The sequence below is a fragment of the Streptosporangium sp. NPDC006013 genome, assembly GCF_040614275.1.
GTDB lineage: Bacteria > Actinomycetota > Actinomycetes > Streptosporangiales > Streptosporangiaceae > Streptosporangium.
The window spans coordinates 21,269-39,336 of the sequence record NZ_JBEXUE010000008.1 but is presented as its reverse complement, the minus strand read 5'-3'; the positions used below and the strand labels follow the sequence as shown (position 1 = coordinate 39,336).

General features: G+C 70.9%; 16 protein-coding genes. 7 read left to right on the top strand and 9 right to left on the bottom strand.

Annotated features, from left to right (window positions below):
* The first annotated feature begins 7 nt into the window (after positions 1 to 7).
* The 6 genes from ABZ260_RS02630 to ABZ260_RS02605 all read left to right on the top strand — a co-directional run bounded on the left by ABZ260_RS02630 (position 8) and on the right by ABZ260_RS02605 (position 7,383).
* Entirely contained in the window at positions 8 to 1,039 is a 1,032-nt protein-coding gene (locus ABZ260_RS02630; protein ID WP_355612000.1) for a Gfo/Idh/MocA family oxidoreductase, read from the top strand.
* On the top strand, positions 1,030 to 1,869 hold the full coding sequence (locus tag ABZ260_RS02625; protein ID WP_355611997.1) for a PmoA family protein: 840 nt from the start codon (positions 1,030 to 1,032) through the stop codon (positions 1,867 to 1,869). Before ABZ260_RS02630 ends, ABZ260_RS02625 begins: the two co-directional genes overlap by 10 nt.
* Positions 1,851 to 2,519 (top strand): cupin domain-containing protein, encoded by a 669-nt coding sequence (locus tag ABZ260_RS02620; protein WP_355611994.1) that lies wholly within the window; start codon positions 1,851 to 1,853, stop codon positions 2,517 to 2,519. The genes ABZ260_RS02625 and ABZ260_RS02620 overlap by 19 nt, the downstream gene beginning before the upstream one ends.
* Positions 2,520 to 2,586: 67 nt before the next feature.
* Positions 2,587 to 4,272, top strand: a complete 1,686-nt coding sequence (gene polX, locus ABZ260_RS02615; RefSeq protein WP_355611991.1) for a DNA polymerase/3'-5' exonuclease PolX — start codon at positions 2,587 to 2,589, stop codon at positions 4,270 to 4,272.
* A gap of 90 nt (positions 4,273 to 4,362) precedes the next feature.
* Complete coding sequence (locus ABZ260_RS02610) at positions 4,363 to 5,616, top strand: sulfite oxidase (RefSeq protein ID WP_355611988.1); 1,254 nt, start codon at positions 4,363 to 4,365, stop codon at positions 5,614 to 5,616.
* 267 nt (positions 5,617 to 5,883) lie between these two features.
* Positions 5,884 to 7,383: a wax ester/triacylglycerol synthase family O-acyltransferase gene (locus ABZ260_RS02605; RefSeq protein WP_355611985.1), complete on the top strand. Its 1,500-nt coding sequence runs from the start codon at positions 5,884 to 5,886 to the stop codon at positions 7,381 to 7,383.
* Between the two features lie 24 nt (positions 7,384 to 7,407).
* Here the strand turns inward: ABZ260_RS02605 and ABZ260_RS02600 are convergent, their stop codons facing one another.
* Both ABZ260_RS02600 and ABZ260_RS02595 read right to left on the bottom strand, forming a co-directional pair.
* On the bottom strand, positions 7,408 to 8,781 hold the full coding sequence (locus ABZ260_RS02600) for an NADP-dependent succinic semialdehyde dehydrogenase (RefSeq protein WP_355611982.1): 1,374 nt from the start codon (positions 8,779 to 8,781) through the stop codon (positions 7,408 to 7,410).
* A gap of 147 nt (positions 8,782 to 8,928) precedes the next feature.
* A complete protein-coding gene (locus ABZ260_RS02595) occupies positions 8,929 to 9,975 on the bottom strand; it encodes an alpha/beta hydrolase family protein (RefSeq protein ID WP_355611979.1) in 1,047 nt (348 codons plus the stop codon).
* A 102-nt stretch (positions 9,976 to 10,077) separates the two neighbouring features.
* On the opposite strand from ABZ260_RS02595, the gene ABZ260_RS02590 reads away from it, so the two are divergent.
* On the top strand, positions 10,078 to 11,001 hold the full coding sequence (locus ABZ260_RS02590) for an aldo/keto reductase (protein WP_355611976.1): 924 nt from the start codon (positions 10,078 to 10,080) through the stop codon (positions 10,999 to 11,001).
* A gap of 70 nt (positions 11,002 to 11,071) precedes the next feature.
* On the opposite strand, the gene ABZ260_RS02585 is transcribed toward ABZ260_RS02590, so the two are convergent.
* From ABZ260_RS02585 to ABZ260_RS02555, 7 genes are all read right to left on the bottom strand, one after another.
* Positions 11,072 to 12,745, bottom strand: coding sequence for a cation acetate symporter (locus tag ABZ260_RS02585; protein WP_355611973.1), 1,674 nt, complete (start codon positions 12,743 to 12,745; stop codon positions 11,072 to 11,074).
* Positions 12,742 to 13,071 carry a DUF485 domain-containing protein gene (locus ABZ260_RS02580; protein WP_030908181.1) on the bottom strand — a complete coding sequence of 110 codons (330 nt, stop codon included), beginning with the start codon at positions 13,069 to 13,071 and terminating at the stop codon, positions 12,742 to 12,744. The genes ABZ260_RS02585 and ABZ260_RS02580 overlap by 4 nt, the downstream gene beginning before the upstream one ends.
* 198 nt (positions 13,072 to 13,269) lie before the next feature.
* The gene (locus ABZ260_RS02575) at positions 13,270 to 14,769 is read right to left on the bottom strand and encodes a cation acetate symporter (protein ID WP_350955866.1); all 1,500 of its coding nucleotides are present in this window, start codon (positions 14,767 to 14,769) and stop codon (positions 13,270 to 13,272) included.
* Positions 14,770 to 14,818: 49 nt separating this feature from the next.
* Positions 14,819 to 15,304, bottom strand: a complete 486-nt coding sequence (locus ABZ260_RS02570) for a hypothetical protein (protein WP_355554719.1) — start codon at positions 15,302 to 15,304, stop codon at positions 14,819 to 14,821.
* A complete protein-coding gene (locus ABZ260_RS02565) occupies positions 15,301 to 16,062 on the bottom strand; it encodes a LytTR family DNA-binding domain-containing protein (RefSeq protein WP_211263913.1) in 762 nt (253 codons plus the stop codon). The genes ABZ260_RS02570 and ABZ260_RS02565 overlap by 4 nt, the downstream gene beginning before the upstream one ends.
* Positions 16,063 to 16,294: 232 nt before the next feature.
* Positions 16,295 to 17,494, bottom strand: a complete 1,200-nt coding sequence (locus ABZ260_RS02560; protein ID WP_350928767.1) for a histidine kinase — start codon at positions 17,492 to 17,494, stop codon at positions 16,295 to 16,297.
* A gap of 135 nt (positions 17,495 to 17,629) precedes the next feature.
* A complete protein-coding gene (locus ABZ260_RS02555) occupies positions 17,630 to 18,067 on the bottom strand; it encodes an HIT family protein (protein WP_355611968.1) in 438 nt (145 codons plus the stop codon).
* Between the last annotated feature and the right edge of the window lies 1 nt (position 18,068).

Sequence of the window (18,068 nt, the reverse complement as noted above, 5' to 3'; positions counted from 1 at the left end):
GACGCGGATGATCCGGGTGGCGGTCGTGGGCACCGGCGGCATCGCGGGGATCTGCCATCTGCCCGCGCTGCGCACCCAGTCGCACCGGGCGCGGGTGGTGGCCGCCGCGGACACCGACGAGGCGCGGGTCAGGGCGTTCTGCGCCGAGCACGCGATCCCGCGGGCGTACCCCTCCCTGGAGGCGATGCTCGACGCCGAGCGGCCCGACCTCGTCCACCTGTGCACCCCGCCGCACCTGCACGCCGCCCAGGCGAGGGCCTGCCTGAAGGCCGGCGCCTGGGTGTGGATCGAGAAACCCGCCTGCCGGTCGCTGGCCGAGTACGACCTGATCACCTCGGCCGAGGGGCCCGGCTACGCCTCGGTGGTCTCCCAGCACCGGTTCGGCTCCGGCGCGCGCCACCTGCGCGCCCTCGCCCCCGAACTGGGCCGGCCGCTCGTCGCGCTCTGCGTGACCGCCTGGTACCGCGACCACGCCTACTTCGAGGCGCCCTGGCGCGGCCGCTGGGAGACCGAGGGCGGCGGCCCCACCATGGGTCACGGCATCCACCAGATGGACCTCATGCTGTCGATCCTGGGCGACTGGTCGGAGATCCGCGCGATGACCGGCACGCTGGACCGCCGGATCGAAACCGAGGACGTCTCGATGGCCGCCGTCCGCTTCGCCTCCGGAGCCATGGCCTCGGTGGTCAACAGCGTGCTGTCCCGGCGCCAGGAGAGCTACCTGCGCTTCGACTACGCCGAGGCGACGGTGGAGCTGCGCCACCTGTACGGCTACCGCAACGCCGACTGGAGGTCCACCTCGGCGCGCTGGAACCCGCCGACCGACCTGCCGAGCTCGCACGAGGCGCAGCTGGCGGAGCTGCTGGACGCCTACGAGCGCGGCGAGCGCCCGCCCATGAGCGGTCCCGAGGGGCGCCGGTCGCTCGAACTGATCACCGGCCTGTACGCCTCGGCGTTCACCGGCCGGCCCGTGCTCCGCACCGATCTCACCCCCGATCACCCCTTCTACCACCGCCTGGACGGACGCGCATGGAGCTGACCTTCACCGAGCGCGGCGTCGAGATCCTGCGCTACGTCCACCGGCCGGAAACGCCGGTGTTCGAATCGCCCAAGCCCTACTTCCACCCGATCAGGACCCTGGCGGGCGACGTGGTCAGCGCCTACCGCCCGCACGACCACCGCTGGCACCGGGGCCTGCAGCTGACCGTCTCGGACCTGTCGGGGGAGAACTTCTGGGGCGGCGGCAGCTACGTTCGCGCGGCCGCCGGATACGTGGACCTGCCGAACAACGGGACCATGCGGCACGAGGAGTTCCTCGCCCCCGGCGTGGAGCGGCTGACCTGGCACACCCAGGGCGGCGAGCACTGGGTGGACGAGGTGAGGACCTTCGAGGTCGGCGACGTCGGCGACGACTCGTGGGCGCTGGAGCTGTCCACCGCGATCACCAACGTACGCGGAAGGGACCTGGTCTTCGGCAGTCCCACCACCTCCGGCCGCCCGATGGCCGGGTACTGCGGCCTGTTCTGGCGCGGGCCCCGCTCCTTCGAGCACGGCCGGGTGATCGCCGAAGGCGGCGAGGGACCGGAGATGATGGGCCGGGAGTCGGCGTGGCTGGCCTACACCGGCACCCACGACGAGGTCGACCGCTCCTCCACCCTGCTGTTCCAGAGCGCCCGGCCCACCGTCTGGTTCGTCCGCACCACGCCGTTCGCGGCGGTCAACCCGTCCATCGCGTTCCATCGCGAACTGATCCTGCCGCCCGGCGCGACGCTGCGGCTGCGCTACCGGATGGTCGTGGCCACCGGCGCGTGGGACCGCCCCCGGCTGGAGGCGTACGTCCGGAGGCACCCGTGTTCGGCACCGGCGTGAGCGATCTGACCGTCTACGACTGGCCCGCCGCCGACGGCCTGCGCGGTGGCTCGCCGCACCTGCACACCCTGTGTGCCGAGGCGTACGCCGTGGTGGCCGGTTCCGGCAGCGTGCAGACCCTGACCTGGGACGGTTACCAGGAGACGGCGCTGGCCCCCGGCTCCGTCGTCTGGTTCACCCCGGGCACCGTCCATCGCCTGGTCAACGGCGGTGACCTGCGCATCGTGGTCCTCATGCAGAACAGCGGCCTGCCCGAGGCCGGCGACGCCGTCCTGACCTTCCCCCCCGACGTCCTCGCCGATCCGGCCGGCTACGCCGGGGCCGCGCGCTCGGCCCCGCGCGAGCGCCGCGACCTGGCCGTCGAGGGGTTCCTGCGGCTCCGCGCCGCGGGCCGCCCCGGTTTCGCCGCCTTCCTTGAGGCCGCCGCCGGCCTCGTCGGCCCCCACCTGGACGCCTTCGAGTCCCGCTGGCGCCAGGGCCCGCTGCGCGCGGCGGAGACGACGGGCACCCGGCTGGCCGCGCTCCGCGCCGGCGACCTGGCCCACCTGCGCGAGGCGGCGGTCACCCGGATGCCCTCCGTGCCCCGCGACGGCATGTGCGGCCACCTGCTGACCTATCCGGCGGACCTTCCCGATCGGGACGGGGCCTGAGGCCGGCGGCGGGCGCGGCGGACCGCCGGGAGCGGGAACTGTCGGTGCGATCTTCTAGGCTGGCCCCATGGCACGAGCTAACGACGACGTCGCGGCCGCTCTGGAGGAGTACGCCGAGCTGTTCGCGATGACCGGCGGCGACGCGTTCCGGGTCCGCAGTTACCAGAAGGCCGCCAAGGCGATCGCGGGCTCTCCCGAGGACATCACGGCCGTGCCCGTGCGAAGCGTGCCGGGGGTGGGCGAGGCGATCGCCAAGAAGGTCGAGGAATACCTGGAGCGGGGCAGCTTCCGGCAGCTCGACGACCTGCGAGGGAAGGTTCCCCAGGGAGTGCGGCGGCTGACCCGGGTGGCCTCGCTCGGGCCGAAGAAGGCGGTCTTCCTCTACCAGGAGCTGGGCATCGACTCCCCCGAGGCCCTGGCGAAGGCCATCGGAGAGGGGCGTCTCGAGGGCGTCAGGGGCTTCGGCGCCAAGACCGTGGAAAACCTGCTCAAGGGGGTCGAGAACCTGGCGGAGAACAGCGCCAGGATGCACATCGGAGCCGCCATGGACCTGGCGGAGCGGGTCATCGCCTCGCTGCCGGGTGCCGAGCGGATCGCCTACGCCGGGTCGCTGCGCCGGATGAAGGACACCATCGGCGACGTCGACGTCCTCGCGGTCGGCCCCGAGTCGCTGATGGACGACTTCAAGGCCCAGCCCTACGTCGCGGAGGTCATCGCCTCGGGCGACAAGAAGACCTCGATCCGCACCGCCCAGGGTGTCCAGGTCGACCTGCGCCTGGTCCCCGCCGAGTCGTGGGGCGCCGCGCTGATGTACTTCACCGGTTCCAAGGAGCACACGGTGCACCTGCGGGAGATCACGGTGAAGAAGGGCTGGAAGCTGTCGGAGTACGGCCTTTTCGAGGGGGAGCGGGTGATCGCGGCCGCGACCGAGGAGGAGGTCTTCGAGGCGTTCGGCATGGAGTGGATCCCGCCGACCCTGCGCGAGGACACCGGTGAGATCGCCGCCGCGCTCGCCGGTGAGCTGCCCAAGCTGGTCACCCTGGAGGATCTGCGGGGCGACCTGCACACCCACACCGACCTGACCGACGGGATCGCCTCGCTGGAGGACATGGTCGCCGCCGCCCACGCTCGCGGCTACTCCTACTACGCGGTGACCGACCACGCGCCCGACCTGGCGATGCAGCGGATGACGCTGGAGGCGGCCCTGGAGCAGCGCGAGCGGCTGCACCGGCTGCAGGAGAGATATCCGAAGATGCGGCTGCTGCACGGCAGCGAGCTGAACATCGCCCCCGACGGCTCGGTCGACTGGCCGGCCGAGGTGCTGGCGGGCTTCGACGTGTGCGTGGCCAGCGTCCACTCGCACTTCACCCAGTCACGCGAGGAGATGACCCGGCGCCTCGTCACCGCGTGCGAGAACCCCCACGTGCACATCATCGGCCACCCGACCACCCGCAGGATCGGCGCCCGGGGGCCGGTGGACGCCGACTGGGACGAGGTGTTTCGCGCCGCGGCCCGCACCGGCACCGCGATGGAGATCGACTCCTTCCCCGACCGCTCCGACCTCCCCTCGGACCTGGTGCGGCTGGCGCAACACCACGGCGTGAAATTCTCCATCGACAGCGACGCCCACGCGGTTCCCCATCTCGACAACCAGCGGTTCGGCATCGGTGTCGCCCAGCGCGGCTGGCTCACCGGCGACGATGTGATAAACACCTGGCCCCTGGAGCGGCTGCTGGCTTTCCTCGGTCGTTGAGGGGATGATTGAGAGCGGCAAGGACGTGGTCCCCATCGTGTATTGCATAGTTTACTGGTAGGAAATAGGTGTAGAGAGGAGTGGCGCCGGATGCCGTACGAGAACCTCGACGACGAGGCCGTCCACCAGCGCACCCGAGCCGGGCAGCTGCCGCGGGAGGCCCCCGACCGGCTCCGGCTGGCCGCCGTCGACGGCAGGACCCTCGATGACCGGGGCGGCGACAGCGCCGGTGACAGGGGGGCCTCGAACGACGATCCGTCCGCCACGGGGATCGTCAAGCCGCTGCCGCCGGAGCTGTTCGTCGAGCACGAGACCAATGCCGAGATGCGCTGGGACGCCATGGGCGACATCGGGTTCCACGTGCCCAACGACCGGTTCTTCGTCCGCAACCACACCTCCACCCCGATCATCGACGCGGCCACCTGGCGGCTGCGGCTGCACGGCACGGGCCTGAGCGCCCCCCGGAGTTTCGGCTACCAGGAACTACTCGCGATGCCCTCGGTGACGCGCGACGTGGCGATCGAGTGCGCGGGCAACGGGCGGAGCCTCTTCACCACCCAGCAGCACCAGGAGGTCACCGGCACCCCGTGGCGGCTCGGCGGCGTCGGGGTGGCCCGCTGGCGCGGGGTTCCGCTGGCCACGGTATTGGAACGGTCCGGGATCACCGCGGACGCCGTCGACGTCATGGCCCGCGGACTCGACCCCGCCTACGTGGCCGACGGGGTCGACTACGGCCGGGTACGCCGCCCGATCCCGGTGGCCAAGGCGCTGCGGGACGTCATCCTCGCCTACGAGATGAACGGCGAGCCGCTCCCGCCCGACCACGGCCACCCCGTGCGGCTGATCGTCCCCGGCTGGATCGGCCTGGCCTCGGTCAAGTGGGTCGGCGACATCGAGGTGTCCACCTCGCCGCTGTCCTCGCCCTGGAACACCGAGTTCTACCGGATGTTCGGCGACGCCTACCTGCCGCAGGGCAGCGCCCCGCTGACCACGCAGGGCGTCAGGAGCGCCTTCGAGCTGCCCTGGAACGCCACTCTGGTCGCCGGGCGCCCCTACCTGCTGCGCGGACGGTCCTGGTCGGGCAACGGCCGGATCGCCGACGTGGAGGTGAGCCTGGACGACGGCGCCACCTGGCAGCGCGCTCCGCTGCGCGGACCGCACGTGGCATCCACCTGGACCCGCTGGCAGGTCACCTGGAAACCCGCGGAGACCGGCCGGTACTTCCTGCTCGCCCGCGCCACCGACGAGACCGGCGCGGTCCAGCCGTCGCACACCACGCACAACGACTTCGGCTACCTCTTCGACGCCGTCGTCCGCCACCCCGTGACCGTCGTGAGCGGGTGACCGGGGCCCCGCCCAGCCGAACGGCCCGGCCCGCGGCTCCGGATGCCCGCACCCGAGTATCACCTTCGGAAAGAATCGCCGGGACACCTCCATCCGGCAGGCGTGACTACCGAGCGAAATGGGAATGTTACCGAACGCGATGATCGGCTGGGCCTCCAGACCTCGCCGGAAAGACATCCGAGGTCCCACGGAGGAAACGAGAGGGAAACGTGCCGACCTGATGATGGCAATACGTGTTCTCCCATCTTCCGCCAGGAGGCTCGACCGATGCGCCAGCTGACCGCGCTCGACGCGCAGTTCCTTCACGCAGAATCGGCGACCACGGCGGCCCACGTCGCAGGGCTGGCCATCCTCGACCCCGCCTGCTCCCGGGCGGGGACCGTCACCCGCGAGTGCCTGATCGGGCTGCTCCACGAGCGGGTGCACCTGGCCCCGGCGCTGAGGCTCCGCCTGGCCACCGTGCCGTTCGACCTCGACCGGCCGTACTGGACGGAAGACCCCGATCTCGACGTCGCCGGCCACGTCCACGAGGTGACCCTGGCCGCGCCGGGCGACGACGCCCAGCTCGCCGAGGAGGTGGCCCGGATCCACGAGCGGCGCCTCGACCGGGGCCGCCCGCTCTGGGAGATGCATCTCATCCAGGGACTGACCGGCGGCCGGGTCGCCCTGTACGCCAAGGTCCACCACTGCGCCATCGATGGGGTCTCGGGAGCGGAGACACTCGCCGCGCTGCTGGATCTGACGCCCGAGCCCCGCGTCGTCGAGCGGCCCGCGCCCACGCCGCGGACCACCGCCCCCGGTCTGGCGGGCATGCTCGCCGGGGCCGTGGCCAGGTCGGTGATGCAGCCCGCCAGAACGCTGTACTCGCTGGGGCGCATGGCGACCGAACTCGACACGATGCCACTGGCCTCGGCGCTACCGGGCGCCCGGCAGGTGGCCGCCGCCACCCGGATGATCACCGGGAGGGTGCGGGAGTTGCCGGAGCTGCCCGTGCTGACGGCGCCGCGCACACCGTTCAACGGCCCGATCGGCCCCGAGCGGCGCTTCTCCTACGGGTCGATCCCGCTGGCGGACGTCAAACGGGTGGCCAGGAGCTCGGGGGCCAGCGTCAACGACGTGGTCATGACGCTGTGCGCCTCGGCGCTGCGCGCCTGGCTACATGAGCGCGACGCGCTGCCCGACCGGCCGCTGATCGCCGCGGTCCCGGTCGCGGTCCGCACCGCGAGCGCCCAGGACGTGGTCGGCAACCAGATCTCCGTCATGGTCACCCCCATCCCGACCGACCTGGCCTGTCCCCGCGAGCGCCTGCGCGTCATGGCGCGGACGATGCACACCGCCAAGCGGCGGTTCGCCGGCTCCCCCACCGGCTGGCTGGGCGAGCTGTCGTCGATGCTGCCCGCGGCCGTCACCGCGCTGGCGACCTCCACGGTGTTCCGGCTGGCCTCGATCATGCTGCCGCCGATCAACCTGATCGTCTCGAACGTGCCGGGACCGCAGCTCCCGCTGTACCTGTGCGGGGCCAGGGTGCTCGCCTACCACCCCATGTCCGTGCTGACCGACGTGAGCGGCGGGGTCAACATCACCTGCTTCTCCTACGACGGCTCGCTCGACTTCGGCATCCTGTCCTGCCCGGACCGGGTGGCCGACGTGTGGCGGCTCATGGGCCACCTGCAGGAGGCCATGGACGAGCTGATGGAGCAGATCGAGCCCGCCGGGCGGCTCAACCCGGTGGACAGCCTCCCGGCCAGGCAGATGGTGCCCGCCTGAAGGCCCCCGAGGCGCGGCGGGCGATCAGCCGATCCAGACGGTCTTGGCGTCGCAGAACTCACGGATGCCGTACGCCGACAGCCCGCGCCCGTACCCGGAGCTCTTGACACCGCCGAACGGCAGTTGTGGGTAGGCGGAGACCATCCCGTTGACGTACACCATGCCGGCCTCGATCTCGGAGACGAGGCGTTCCTGCTCCGCCACGTCGCCGCTCCAGACGGCGGCGGCGAGCCCGAAGGGGGTCGCGTTGGCCAGGGTGATCGCCTCGTCGATGTCCGCGACCCGGTACAGCGCGGCCACCGGGCCGCGGACCTCCTCGTGGAACACCCGCATCTCGGAGGTGATGCCGGTGATCACGGTCGGTTCGTAGAACCAGCCGGGCCGATCCGGGCTCACTCCCCCGCAGAGCACCCGGGCGCCGAGCCCCGCGGCGTTGGCGACCTGTGACTCGACGTGGTCGCGGCCCTGCCGGGTGGCGAGCGGTCCCACGTCCGTCGCCTCGTCCGCGGGGTCGCCGAGCCGCAGCGACCCCATCAGCGCCACGAACAGCCCGGCGAAGTCGTCGTAGACCTCCTCATGCACGATGAACCGCTTGGCCGCGACGGAGGACTGGCCGTTGTTGCGCATCCGCGAGGTGACCCCGACGGCGGCGGCCTCGTCCAGGTCGGCGGAGGGCATGACGACGTAGGGGTCGGAGCCGCCCAGCTCCAGGACCGTCTTCTTGATCTCCCAGCCCGCGATCGCGGCGACCGGGCGCCCCTCCTGATCGGCCCCGGTGAGGGTGACGGCCGCCACGCGCCGATCGCGCAGCAACGGCTCGACCTGCTCGGGCTCGATCAGCAGGACCTGCGCGCATCCCTCGGGAAAACCGGCCCTGGCGAACAGCCCGCCCAGCTGCAGCGCCGTCTGCGGCACGTTCGGCGCGTGCTTGAACAGGCAGACGTTGCCCGCCATCAGGGCGGGCGCGGCAGATCTGACCACCTGCCAGAGGGGGAAGTCCCACGAGGTGATCCCGAGGACGGGGCCCAGCGGCTGGTAGCGCACGTACGCCTGCCGCGCACCCACGGCGGGCCCGTCCGCCGACTCGTCCGCGAGGAACTCCTCGGCGTGGTCGGCGAAGAAGCGCATCTCCCGCACGCACATGTCCACCTCGCAGTGGGCGGCGGCCAGCGTCTTGCCCATCTCGGTGGTCACCAGCCGTGCCAGCCGGTCCTGCTCGGCCCGGAGCAGGCCGGCGGCGGCGTGCATCCAGGCCGCCCGCTGCTTGAAGTCGACCGTCCGGTAGTCGTGGAACGCGGAGGCGGCGAGTGCCACCCGCCGTTCCACCTCCTCCTCGCGGATCGGATCGAACGTCCTGACGGTCTCGCCCGTGGCCGGGTTGATCGTCGCGATCGCCATCGGTGCCTCCCGGAAAATCGCCGTCGCTACCTCCCGGAGAAACATCGCCGCCGGACGGCGAAGCGTTCGGGCGACCTTCCCCTCTTCCTTTATGCCCCCTTATGTCCAATATTCGTCCTCACGGTCGGCGGGAGGAGCCGGAAGGGCTCATCGGGCCCCGACAGCCTCCAGGAGCATGGGCAGCGCCCGGCGCAGCTCCCGGTTCCAGTAGGTCATGTTGTGGCGCCCCGAGTAGAAGTGGGGCTGGAAGGGAATGTCCAGCGACTGCAGGCGGCCGGCGAAGGCCAGTGTCGCCTTGTAGGCGAGTTCCTCGGTGATGTCCCCGAACAGCTCACCGTCCCCCTTGCCGCCGTCGCCCGAGGCCAGGTAGAGGCGGACTCCGCGCAATCTGCCCGCCAGATGGTACGGGTCGTGCCGCTCCCACACCTCGCGATTCTCCCGAGGATCACCCCAGATCCGCTTCCAGTCGGTGCCGAAACAGCCCGCCGTGGTGCCGAGCATGACCGCCAGGTCGACCCCGGGCATGAGGATGTGCACCGCGCCACTGAAGGAGGCCGCGGCCTTGAAACCACCGGCCGCCGCATACAGCATCGCGCCCTGGCCGCCCATGGAGTATCCGGCGATGGCCCGCTCCTTGCCCGCGGCGTACCTGCTCTCCAGCAGCGGAAGCAGCTCCTTGAGGTGGTAGGTCGCCCACCTGGGCGGCCCGCCCTCGCCGCCGTTGTACCAGTCGGAGTAGCTGCCGCACTTGCCGCCGTCGGGCATGACCACGATGACCTGATCGTTCTCCGTGAACCTCTCGACGCCGGACCTCGACCATCCCTCGTAGTCGTCGAGCCCCCCGTGGAGCAGCCAGAGCGTCGGCCAGGTCCTGCCCGCCTCCCTGGACCAGCCCTTGGGCAGCAGCAGCCGTACCCGGGTGACGTCGTCGAGGGCCGCCGAGCGCAGGGTCAGGTCCATCCGGCGGCCGGACCGTTTCTCCCCGACCACCTCGACACCGCCGGGAACCCCTCCCGGCCTCCTGGACGCGTCCGGCGTGCGGGGCCGCTCCGAGGTGGAAGGGCCCGGCGGGTCCGCGACGGTCCCGCGCTGGTTGGAGATCAGGGCGATCGCGGCGGCCACCGCCAGGACGAAAAGACCGCCCGCGATCACAGCACCGATGAGGAGTCCGCGTAACCGTGAACCGGGTGCCATGGGAGCCTCCGACAGTCTTATTGACGCCGCACATAATAGTGCTCCGACGGCTGTCACCGATGCCCCGCGCCCGCGCGATTACTCGAGAAATAGAGTTAGCCCATGAGCTTTTCTGAGCTGAACCTGTTTCCTCTCTGTCTCGGCGGCAACGTATTCGGCTGGACCGCGGACCGGAACGACTCCTTCGCAGTCCTGGACGCCTATGCCGAGGCGGGCGGCAATTTCCTCGACACCGCGGACGTCTACTCCGCATGGGCGCCCGGACACGTCGGCGGGGAGTCCGAGACCGTCATCGGCGAGTGGATGGCCTCCCGCCGCAACCGTGACCGGATCGTGGTGGCGACCAAGGTGGGTTCACTGAACGGCCGCACCGGGCTGTCGGCGGCCAACATCCGAGCGGCGGCCGAGGACTCGCTCCGGCGGCTGCGTACCGACTACATCGACCTGTACTGGGCCCACATCGACGACGCGGCCACCCCCCTGGAGGAGACCCTCGGCGCGTTCGACGACCTGGTCACCGAGGGCAAGGTACGCAACATCGGCGCCTCGAACTACAGCGCCGAGCGGCTCGCGGAGGCGCTGGAGATCTCCGAACGGGACGGCCTGGCGCGGTACGGGGTGCTGCAGCAGCACTACAACCTTCTCGAGCGCGACTACGAGGGGGCGCTGCGAGACGTGGTGGCCGAGGCCGGGCTGACCAGCACACCGTACTTCGGCCTGGCCCGCGGCTTCCTGACCGGCAAGTACCGGCCGGGGATCACGGTGGACAGCCCCCGCGCGGGCCAGGCGGCGCAGTATCTTCACTCCGAGCGCGGGCCGAGGGTGCTCGACGCCCTGGACAAGATCGCCGCCTCCCACGGAGCCGCCCCGGCCACCGTCGCCCTCGCCTGGCTGGCCGCCCAGCCCACGGTGGCCACGCCGATCGCCAGCGCCCGCAACGTCGAGCAGCTTCGGCCGCTGCTCGCGGTCGCCGACCTGACGCTGTCCGAGGGCGAGCTGGCCCTGCTGGACGAGGCGTCCCGCTAGAAGGACCCGGCGGGGCCCGGCCATGGTAGGCCGGACCCCGCCGGGTTCGGAAGCCGTGCCGGGCCGGCGCCTAGTCGGCACTGGGCTCCAGCTCAGGGCCGGTGCCGGGCTGCCGCTGGACCTCGGTGCCCGGCTGGTGCGAGGTGGCCTGCTCGGCACCGATGCCGGTGAGCGAGCGGACCTCGATCTCCGCGTACTTGCCGGCGCTGTACTCCTTGCTGAGCCGCGCGCCGACGAACCCGGCCAGGAAGCCGATCGGGATCGAGACGATGCCGGGGTTGCTCAGCGGGAACCAGGCGAAGTTCGCGTCGGGGAACAGCGCGGTGGCACTGCCGGAGACCACCGGCGAGAAGATCACCAGGACCAGCGCGGAGACCAGGCCGCCGTAGATGGCCGAGACCGCGCCCGCGGTGTTGAACCGCTTCCAGAACAGGCTGTAGAGGATCGCGGGCAGGTTCCCCGAGGCCGCCACGGCGAAGGCGAGCGCGACCAGGAAGGCCACGTTCTGCCCCTGGGCGAGGATGCCGAGCCCGATGGCGACCGCGCCGATGACGAAGGCCGAGATCCGGGCGACCAGGACCTCCTCCTTGTCGGTGACGTTGCCGCGCTTGAACACGTGCGCGTACAGGTCGTGGGCGAAGGAGGAACTCGACGCCAGTGTCAGCCCGGCGACGACCGCCAGGATCGTGGCGAAGGCGACCGCCGCGATGACGGCCAGCAGGATCGTGCCTCCGACGTCGCCGAAGATGGTCTTGCCGACCGCTTCGGCGAGCATCGGCGCCGCCGTGTTGCCCGCCTTGTCCTGTGCCACGATCGCCTTGCCACCGACCAGCGCCGCCGCGCCGAAACCGAGCACCAGGGTCAGCAGATAGAAGACACCGATGATGCCGATGCCCCACAGGACGGACTTGCGAGCCTCCCGCGCGGTGGGGACCGTGTAGAAGCGGATCAGGATGTGCGGCAGGCCCGCGGTGCCGAGCACCAGCGCCAGGCCCAGGCTGATCAGGTCGATCTTGCCCGCGAGGCCCTGCGCCTCGGTGCCGTACTTCAGACCCGGCTCGAGGAACGCCTGCCCCTTGTCGCTCTGCGCGGCGGCGTCGCCGAGCAGGCCGGACAGGTTGAAACCGTAGTGGCCGAGCACCAGCAGGGTGACCAGGGTGGCGCCGCCCATGAGCAGCACCGCCTTGACGATCTGCACCCAGGTGGTGCCCTTCATACCTCCGACGACCACATAGACGATCATCAGGACACCCACGCCGACGATCGTGAGCGCCTTACCCGTCGGCGAGGTGACGCCGAGCAGCAGGCCGACCAGCGCGCCCGCGCCGACCATCTGGGCCAGCAGGTAGAAGATCGACACCGTGATGGTGGAGACACCCGCCGCGGTACGGACCGGACGGGGGCTCATCCGGAAGGCCAGCACGTCGGCCATGGTGAACTTGCCGGAGTTGCGCATCAGCTCGGCGACCAGCAGCAGCGCCACCAGCCAGGCGACCAGGAAGCCGATCGAGTACAGGAAGCCGTCGTAGCCCGACAGGGCGATGATCCCGGCGATGCCCAGGAAGCTCGCGGCCGACATGTAGTCGCCACCGATGGCGAGGCCGTTCTGCACGCCGCTGAAGGACCGGCCACCGGCGTAGAAGTCGGTGGCGTCCTTGGTGTTGCGGCTGGCCCAGAAGGTGATCCCCAGCGTTCCCGCGACGAAGAGCAGGAACAGGATCGTGGACAGGGTCTGGTGGCTCATTCGGTCTTCCCCTCGGCCTGGTGACGGATCTCGTCAGCCAGCGGGTCGAGCTTCTTCTCGGCGAAACGGGAGTAGGCCCAGGCGATCCCGAACGTCGACACGAACTGGAGCAGACCGAAGATCAGCGCCACGTTGATGTTGCCCAGGACCTTCGTGCCCATGAAGTCCCGCGCCCAGCCGGAAAGGACGACGTAGAGCAGGTACCACCCGAGGAACGCCGCGGTCATCGGGAACGCCCAGGCCCGAAAACGCCTCTTCAACTCCTGGAACTGTTCACCGGCCTGAATCTCTTCGTAGACCGATGAGTCATGTTGCCTGGCGGTCACAAGACCTCCCACAGATGTGATCTGGATCACGGACAACGTAGGAGGGGACGCCACCCTTCGTGGAGACCCGCGCGCGGACTCTTCGCCGAGGCGCCGCCGCGTCGCGTTCAGCTGGACGTGGCTTGCGGTGAAAGGTCTGTCTCGCGCGACGAACGGTTACCGCCGAGGAGACCCCGGCCGGGCGGCTCGCCGGACCCGTCAGGAGGAGCGGGGCCGCCAGTCACCCCGGTCCAGGTTGAGGATCTCCGGGGTGTGCAGGCGCACCATCGTACGGGCCACGTTCGGCGGGATGCGCCCCGGCGTCAGCAGCGAGACCAGCACCATGACGAGAAAGGCGATCGGCACCGTCCACGCGGCGGGCTGGGCCAGCATGGCACCCACCAGACCGGGATAAGGCCCCCCTCCGATCGTCATCAGAACCGCGCCGCAGGCCAGGCCACCACCGGCGAGCAGTCCCGCCATCGCCCCGGCGGGAGTCAGCCGGCGCCACCAGATGCCCAGCACCAGCAACGGGCAGAAGGAGGAGGCCGCCACCGCGAACGCCAGGCCGACGACGTCGGCGACCGGCAGCGAGCGGGCCAGGGCCGCCAGGCCCAGCGGAACGATCACGGCGAGCACCGCCGCAGCCCGGAACGACCGCACCCCTCCCTTGAGAATGTCCTGCCCGATGACCCCGGCGACCGAGACCGTCAGCCCGGAGGAGGTCGACAGGAACGCCGCGAACGCCCCGGCCGTCACCAGCGCCGTCAGCAGATCGCCGGCCACACCGCCGATCAGCCGTCCCGGCAGCGTGAGCACCACCGTGTCACTGCCCTCCAGCTCCGGGACGTAGATCCTGCCCAGCGCGCCGTATACGGCCGGCAGCAGATAGAAGGCGCCGAGCAACGACAGGACCACCAGCGTCGTGCGACGGGCGGCCCGGCCGTCGGGGTTGGTGTAGAAGCGGACCAGCACATGCGGCAGCCCCATGGTGCCCAGGAACGTGGCCAGGATCAGCGAGTAGGTCGAGTAGAGGCCGTACTCCCTGCCGCTGGAGAGCGGCAGCGCCCAGGTGGCCACATCCCGCTCGCTCAGCCCCGGCGCCCCCCCGCTCCGCCACGCCAGCAACAGGAACACCAGCGGCACGGCCAGGGCCGTGAGCTTCAGCCAGTACTGGAAGGCCTGCACGAACGTGATCGACCGCATGCCGCCCGACATCACGTTCACCGCGACCACGGCCGCCACCAGCAGACCCCCCGCCCACTCCGGGGCGCCGGTGATGGCCCGCAGGACCAGGCCCGCGCTCTGGAACTGCGGCATCAGGTACAGCCAGCCGATCAGCACGACCAGCACCCCGGCCATCCGCCGCACCGCCATCGACTCCAGCCGCGCCTCGGCGAAGTCGGGCAGCGTGTAGGCGCCCGAGCGGCGCAGCGGAGCCGAGACCAGCACGAGCAGCACCAGATAACCGCCCGTCCAGCCGACCGGCAGCCAGAGCATGTCCGCGCCGTAGGTGAGGATCAGCCCGGCGACACCCAGGAAGCTCGCGGCCGACAGGTACTCCCCGCCGATGGCCGAGGCGTTCCACAGCGGGGAGACCGTGCGGGAGGCGACGTAGAAGTCGGAGGTGGTCCGCGACAGCCGGATCCCGAAGGCACCGATCAGCACCGCGGCCAGCACCACCAGCACGACCGCCGTCACACCGTACGCGGTGCTCATCTGATGCCTCCCGGCGTGGAGACCTCGGGCTCCTGGCCCTGGACGGGGATCAACGGGCCCTGTCCACCAACTCGGCGAAGTGGCGCTCGTTCCGCTCCGCCTGCCGGACATAGAGCCAGGCACCGATCACGAACGCCGGGTAGATCAGGCCGGCCAGCACCGCCCAGGGCAACGGGATCCCCAGCAGACGGACCGCGTGCAGCTCGGGCACCAGCAGGAACAGCAGCGGCAGCCCCACCACCACACACCCCAGCACCGTGCAGACGAACAGGGCCAGCCGGAACTGGGTGCGGACCAGCGAGTGCATGTAGATCTCGCCCAACCGGGTCTGCTCGTCGATCTCTCGGGTGACCGGGTAGCGGGGGTGGCGGGGGGCCATGGTGCGAGGACTGGTCACCACCTCGCGCCGCGGCCGCTCGGACTCCCTGCGCGAGCGGTCGGGCTCCTTACGCGACCGCTCGGAATCCTTGCGCGACCGCTCGGTGATCCACCGGCGCGGCTCGGCCTCCTCCCTGGCCCCTGGGTCGCGGCTCACTCCGGCCTGCCCTTGCGCGCCCGGCGGACCAGGAGGTCGCGCAGCTCGCGGGTGTGACGGCGGCTGACCGGGATCTCGGTCTCACCGATGCGGACCACGCACCGGCCCGAGTCGATGTGCAACTCGTCGATGTGCTTGACCGCGACCAGATGGCTGCGGTGCACCCGGACGAAACCCGCCAACGACCAGCGCTCCTCCAACGTGGCCAGCGAGATGCGCACAAGGTGACTGCCGCCCGCGGTGTGCAGGCGGGCGTAGTCACCCTGTGCCTCGACGTAGCGGACCTCGGTGCTGGCCACGAACCTGGTGACACCGCCGAGTTCGACCGGGATGGTATCGGGGTCGGTACGGCCCGCGCCCTCGCTCTCCGGCAGCTCCGCCGAGACGAACACCCGCCGGATGGCCTCGGCCAGCCGCTCCGGCCGCACCGGCTTGAGCAGGTAGTCCTCCGCCTTGATCTCGAAGGCGTCCACCGCGTGCTCCTCGTAGGCCGTCACGAAGACCACCCGGGGCGGGTTGGCGAACTGCGAGAGCAGACGGCCGAGCACCACCCCGTCCAGACCGCGCATCCGGATGTCGAGGAAGACCGCGTCGATCGGCCGCCCGTCGGCGATCGCCCGGTCCAGAACGCGCAGCGCGGCGGCCCCGTCCCTGGCCAGGGAGACCTCTCCGATACGGGGGTCGTCCCGTAGCAGGTAGGCCAGGTCCTCCAGCGCGGGAAGCTCGTCGTCCACCGCAAGGACACGCAGGCCGGTCACGGTCACTCCTCCAGGTCGTTCACGTGGGAATTTCTAGAGGGTGATGAATTAGACATCGCCTGTCAACTTTTTCATATTCGGGAGAAGACTCAATCCGGCATGGGCGCCCGGTCACCGGGCGGACGGACCGGCGGGGGTGATCCTGGCGGGCAGCCGGCGAACGGCACGGCGGGCGGACGGGCAGAGCGCGGAAGGAGCCCGACCGCGAGCGGAGCGGCTGATCGGGCACGGTTCAACGGACGGAGACACCCGGGTGGTACTTCGGCAGGCGGACACTGACCTTCGTCCCCGCCCCCCTGGCCGTCTCCGCCACCAGGCCGTACTCGTCCCCGTAGACCTGGCGCAACCGCTCGTCCACATTGACCAGTCCCACTCCTCCCGCCCCCGAGCGCTCGTCGGCGTCACCGGCCAGGATGCGGCGCAGGCGATCCGGTTCCATGCCGACACCGTCGTCCTCCACGCTGATCCGGCATTCCGCCCCGGCGTCCTCGGCGACGATCGAGATGCGCCCTATCCCGGGCTTGCTCTCCAGCCCGTGCTGGACCGCGTTCTCCACCAGCGGCTGCAGGCACAGGAACGGCACCGCGACCGCGAGCACCTCCGGGGCGATGCGCAGCGTCACCTGAAGCTGGTCGCCGAAGCGGGCACGTTCCAGGGTGAGGTAGCGGTCGATGGAACGCAGTTCCTCGGCCAGCGTGGTGAACTCCCCGTGCCGCCGGAAGGAGTAGCGGGTGAAGTCGGCGAACTCCAGCAGCAGCTCACGAGAGCGGTCGGGGTCGGAACGGACGAAGCTGGCGATGGTCGTCAGCGAGTTGTAGATGAAGTGCGGGGAGATCTGCGCGCGCAGCGCCCGGACCTCGGCCTCCATCAGGCGTGTCCTGGACCTGTCGAGTTCGGCCAGCTCCAGCTGCGAGTCGACCCAGTTCGCCACCTCGTGGGCGGCCCTGACCAGCCCCGCCGAGGCGTGCCCGCCGTACGCGGCCAGGGAACCGACCACCCGCCCGTCGGTGGTCAGCGGCACCACCACGGCGAACCTGATCGGACACTCGGGAAGGTCGCACCAGACGACCTCGGGGCCGAGAACCCGGGTCCGGCCCCCGGCGAGCGTCTTGGCGGCGTGGGTGAACGCCTCACGGGCGTGATGGTCGTCGCCCTCGCCGTCGTAGACCAGCAGCCTCTCCTCGTCGGTGACCGCCAGCGCCGGGGAGCCCAGCAGTTCCCGCAGGTGCCGGGACGCCTTCTGCGCCCCCGCCTCGGTCAGCCCGGCCCGCAGCGGTGGCGCGGCGAGGGAGGCGGTGTGCAGGGTCTCGAACGTGGCCCGCTCGGCCGGGCTGCTGCCCAGTTCCCTGCGCCCTCGCAACACCCGCCACAGCACCAGGGCGGGTACCCCGATCAGGGCGACGACCAGCAACACGGCGATGACGGGTTCCACGCTCCGGACCTTATACGCCCAGCCCCACCCGCGCCCGGCCCATGCGGATCACACCGACCTTCCGTATCCGGTCAGAACAGCGGCAGGATCCACTCTCCTCGCCGCCATCCTCGAGGCCGGAGGCGGTCAGGCGATTCAGGAGGCCGGCGGGGCGGGGCCGAGTGCCTCGCGGACGCGGCGGGCGTAGGTCTCGGCCTCGGCGGGGTCGTCGTATCTCGTACGGGGCCAGAAGAAGCCGCGCAGGCCGTCCTTGTGGTTACGGGGGACCACGTGGACGTGCAGGTGCGGGACGCTCTGGCTGACGCGGTTGTTCGTCGCGACGAACGTGCCGGCCGCCGCCAGGCCCCGCTCGACGGCGACGGCGACGGCCTGGACACGTTCGAAGAACGGGCCGACCATCGGCGCCGGCAGGTCCGCCAGCGTCTCGACGTGGGTCAGCGGGGCCACCAGGACGTGGCCTTTGAAGACCGGACGCGTGTCCAGGAAGGCCACGGCCACGCCGTCGGAGACGACGACGTGGGCCGGGCGCTCCCCCGCCGCGATGGCGCAGAACAGACACCGTTCATCTGGCATC

Coding starts and splice junctions, on each gene's coding strand:
- ABZ260_RS02605 (WP_355611985.1), top strand. CDS start 5,884: ATGCGCCAGCTGACCGCGCTCGACGCGCAGTTCCTTCACGCAGAATCG.
- ABZ260_RS02585 (WP_355611973.1), bottom strand. CDS start 12,745: ATGAGCCACCAGACCCTGTCCACGATCCTGTTCCTGCTCTTCGTCGCG.
- ABZ260_RS02595 (WP_355611979.1), bottom strand. CDS start 9,975: ATGGCACCCGGTTCACGGTTACGCGGACTCCTCATCGGTGCTGTGATC.
- ABZ260_RS02555 (WP_355611968.1), bottom strand. CDS start 18,067: ATGCCAGATGAACGGTGTCTGTTCTGCGCCATCGCGGCGGGGGAGCGC.
- ABZ260_RS02600 (WP_355611982.1), bottom strand. CDS start 8,781: ATGGCGATCGCGACGATCAACCCGGCCACGGGCGAGACCGTCAGGACG.
- polX (WP_355611991.1), top strand. CDS start 2,587: ATGGCACGAGCTAACGACGACGTCGCGGCCGCTCTGGAGGAGTACGCC.
- ABZ260_RS02575 (WP_350955866.1), bottom strand. CDS start 14,769: ATGAGCACCGCGTACGGTGTGACGGCGGTCGTGCTGGTGGTGCTGGCC.
- ABZ260_RS02590 (WP_355611976.1), top strand. CDS start 10,078: ATGAGCTTTTCTGAGCTGAACCTGTTTCCTCTCTGTCTCGGCGGCAAC.
- ABZ260_RS02610 (WP_355611988.1), top strand. CDS start 4,363: ATGCCGTACGAGAACCTCGACGACGAGGCCGTCCACCAGCGCACCCGA.
- ABZ260_RS02625 (WP_355611997.1), top strand. CDS start 1,030: ATGGAGCTGACCTTCACCGAGCGCGGCGTCGAGATCCTGCGCTACGTC.
- ABZ260_RS02630 (WP_355612000.1), top strand. CDS start 8: ATGATCCGGGTGGCGGTCGTGGGCACCGGCGGCATCGCGGGGATCTGC.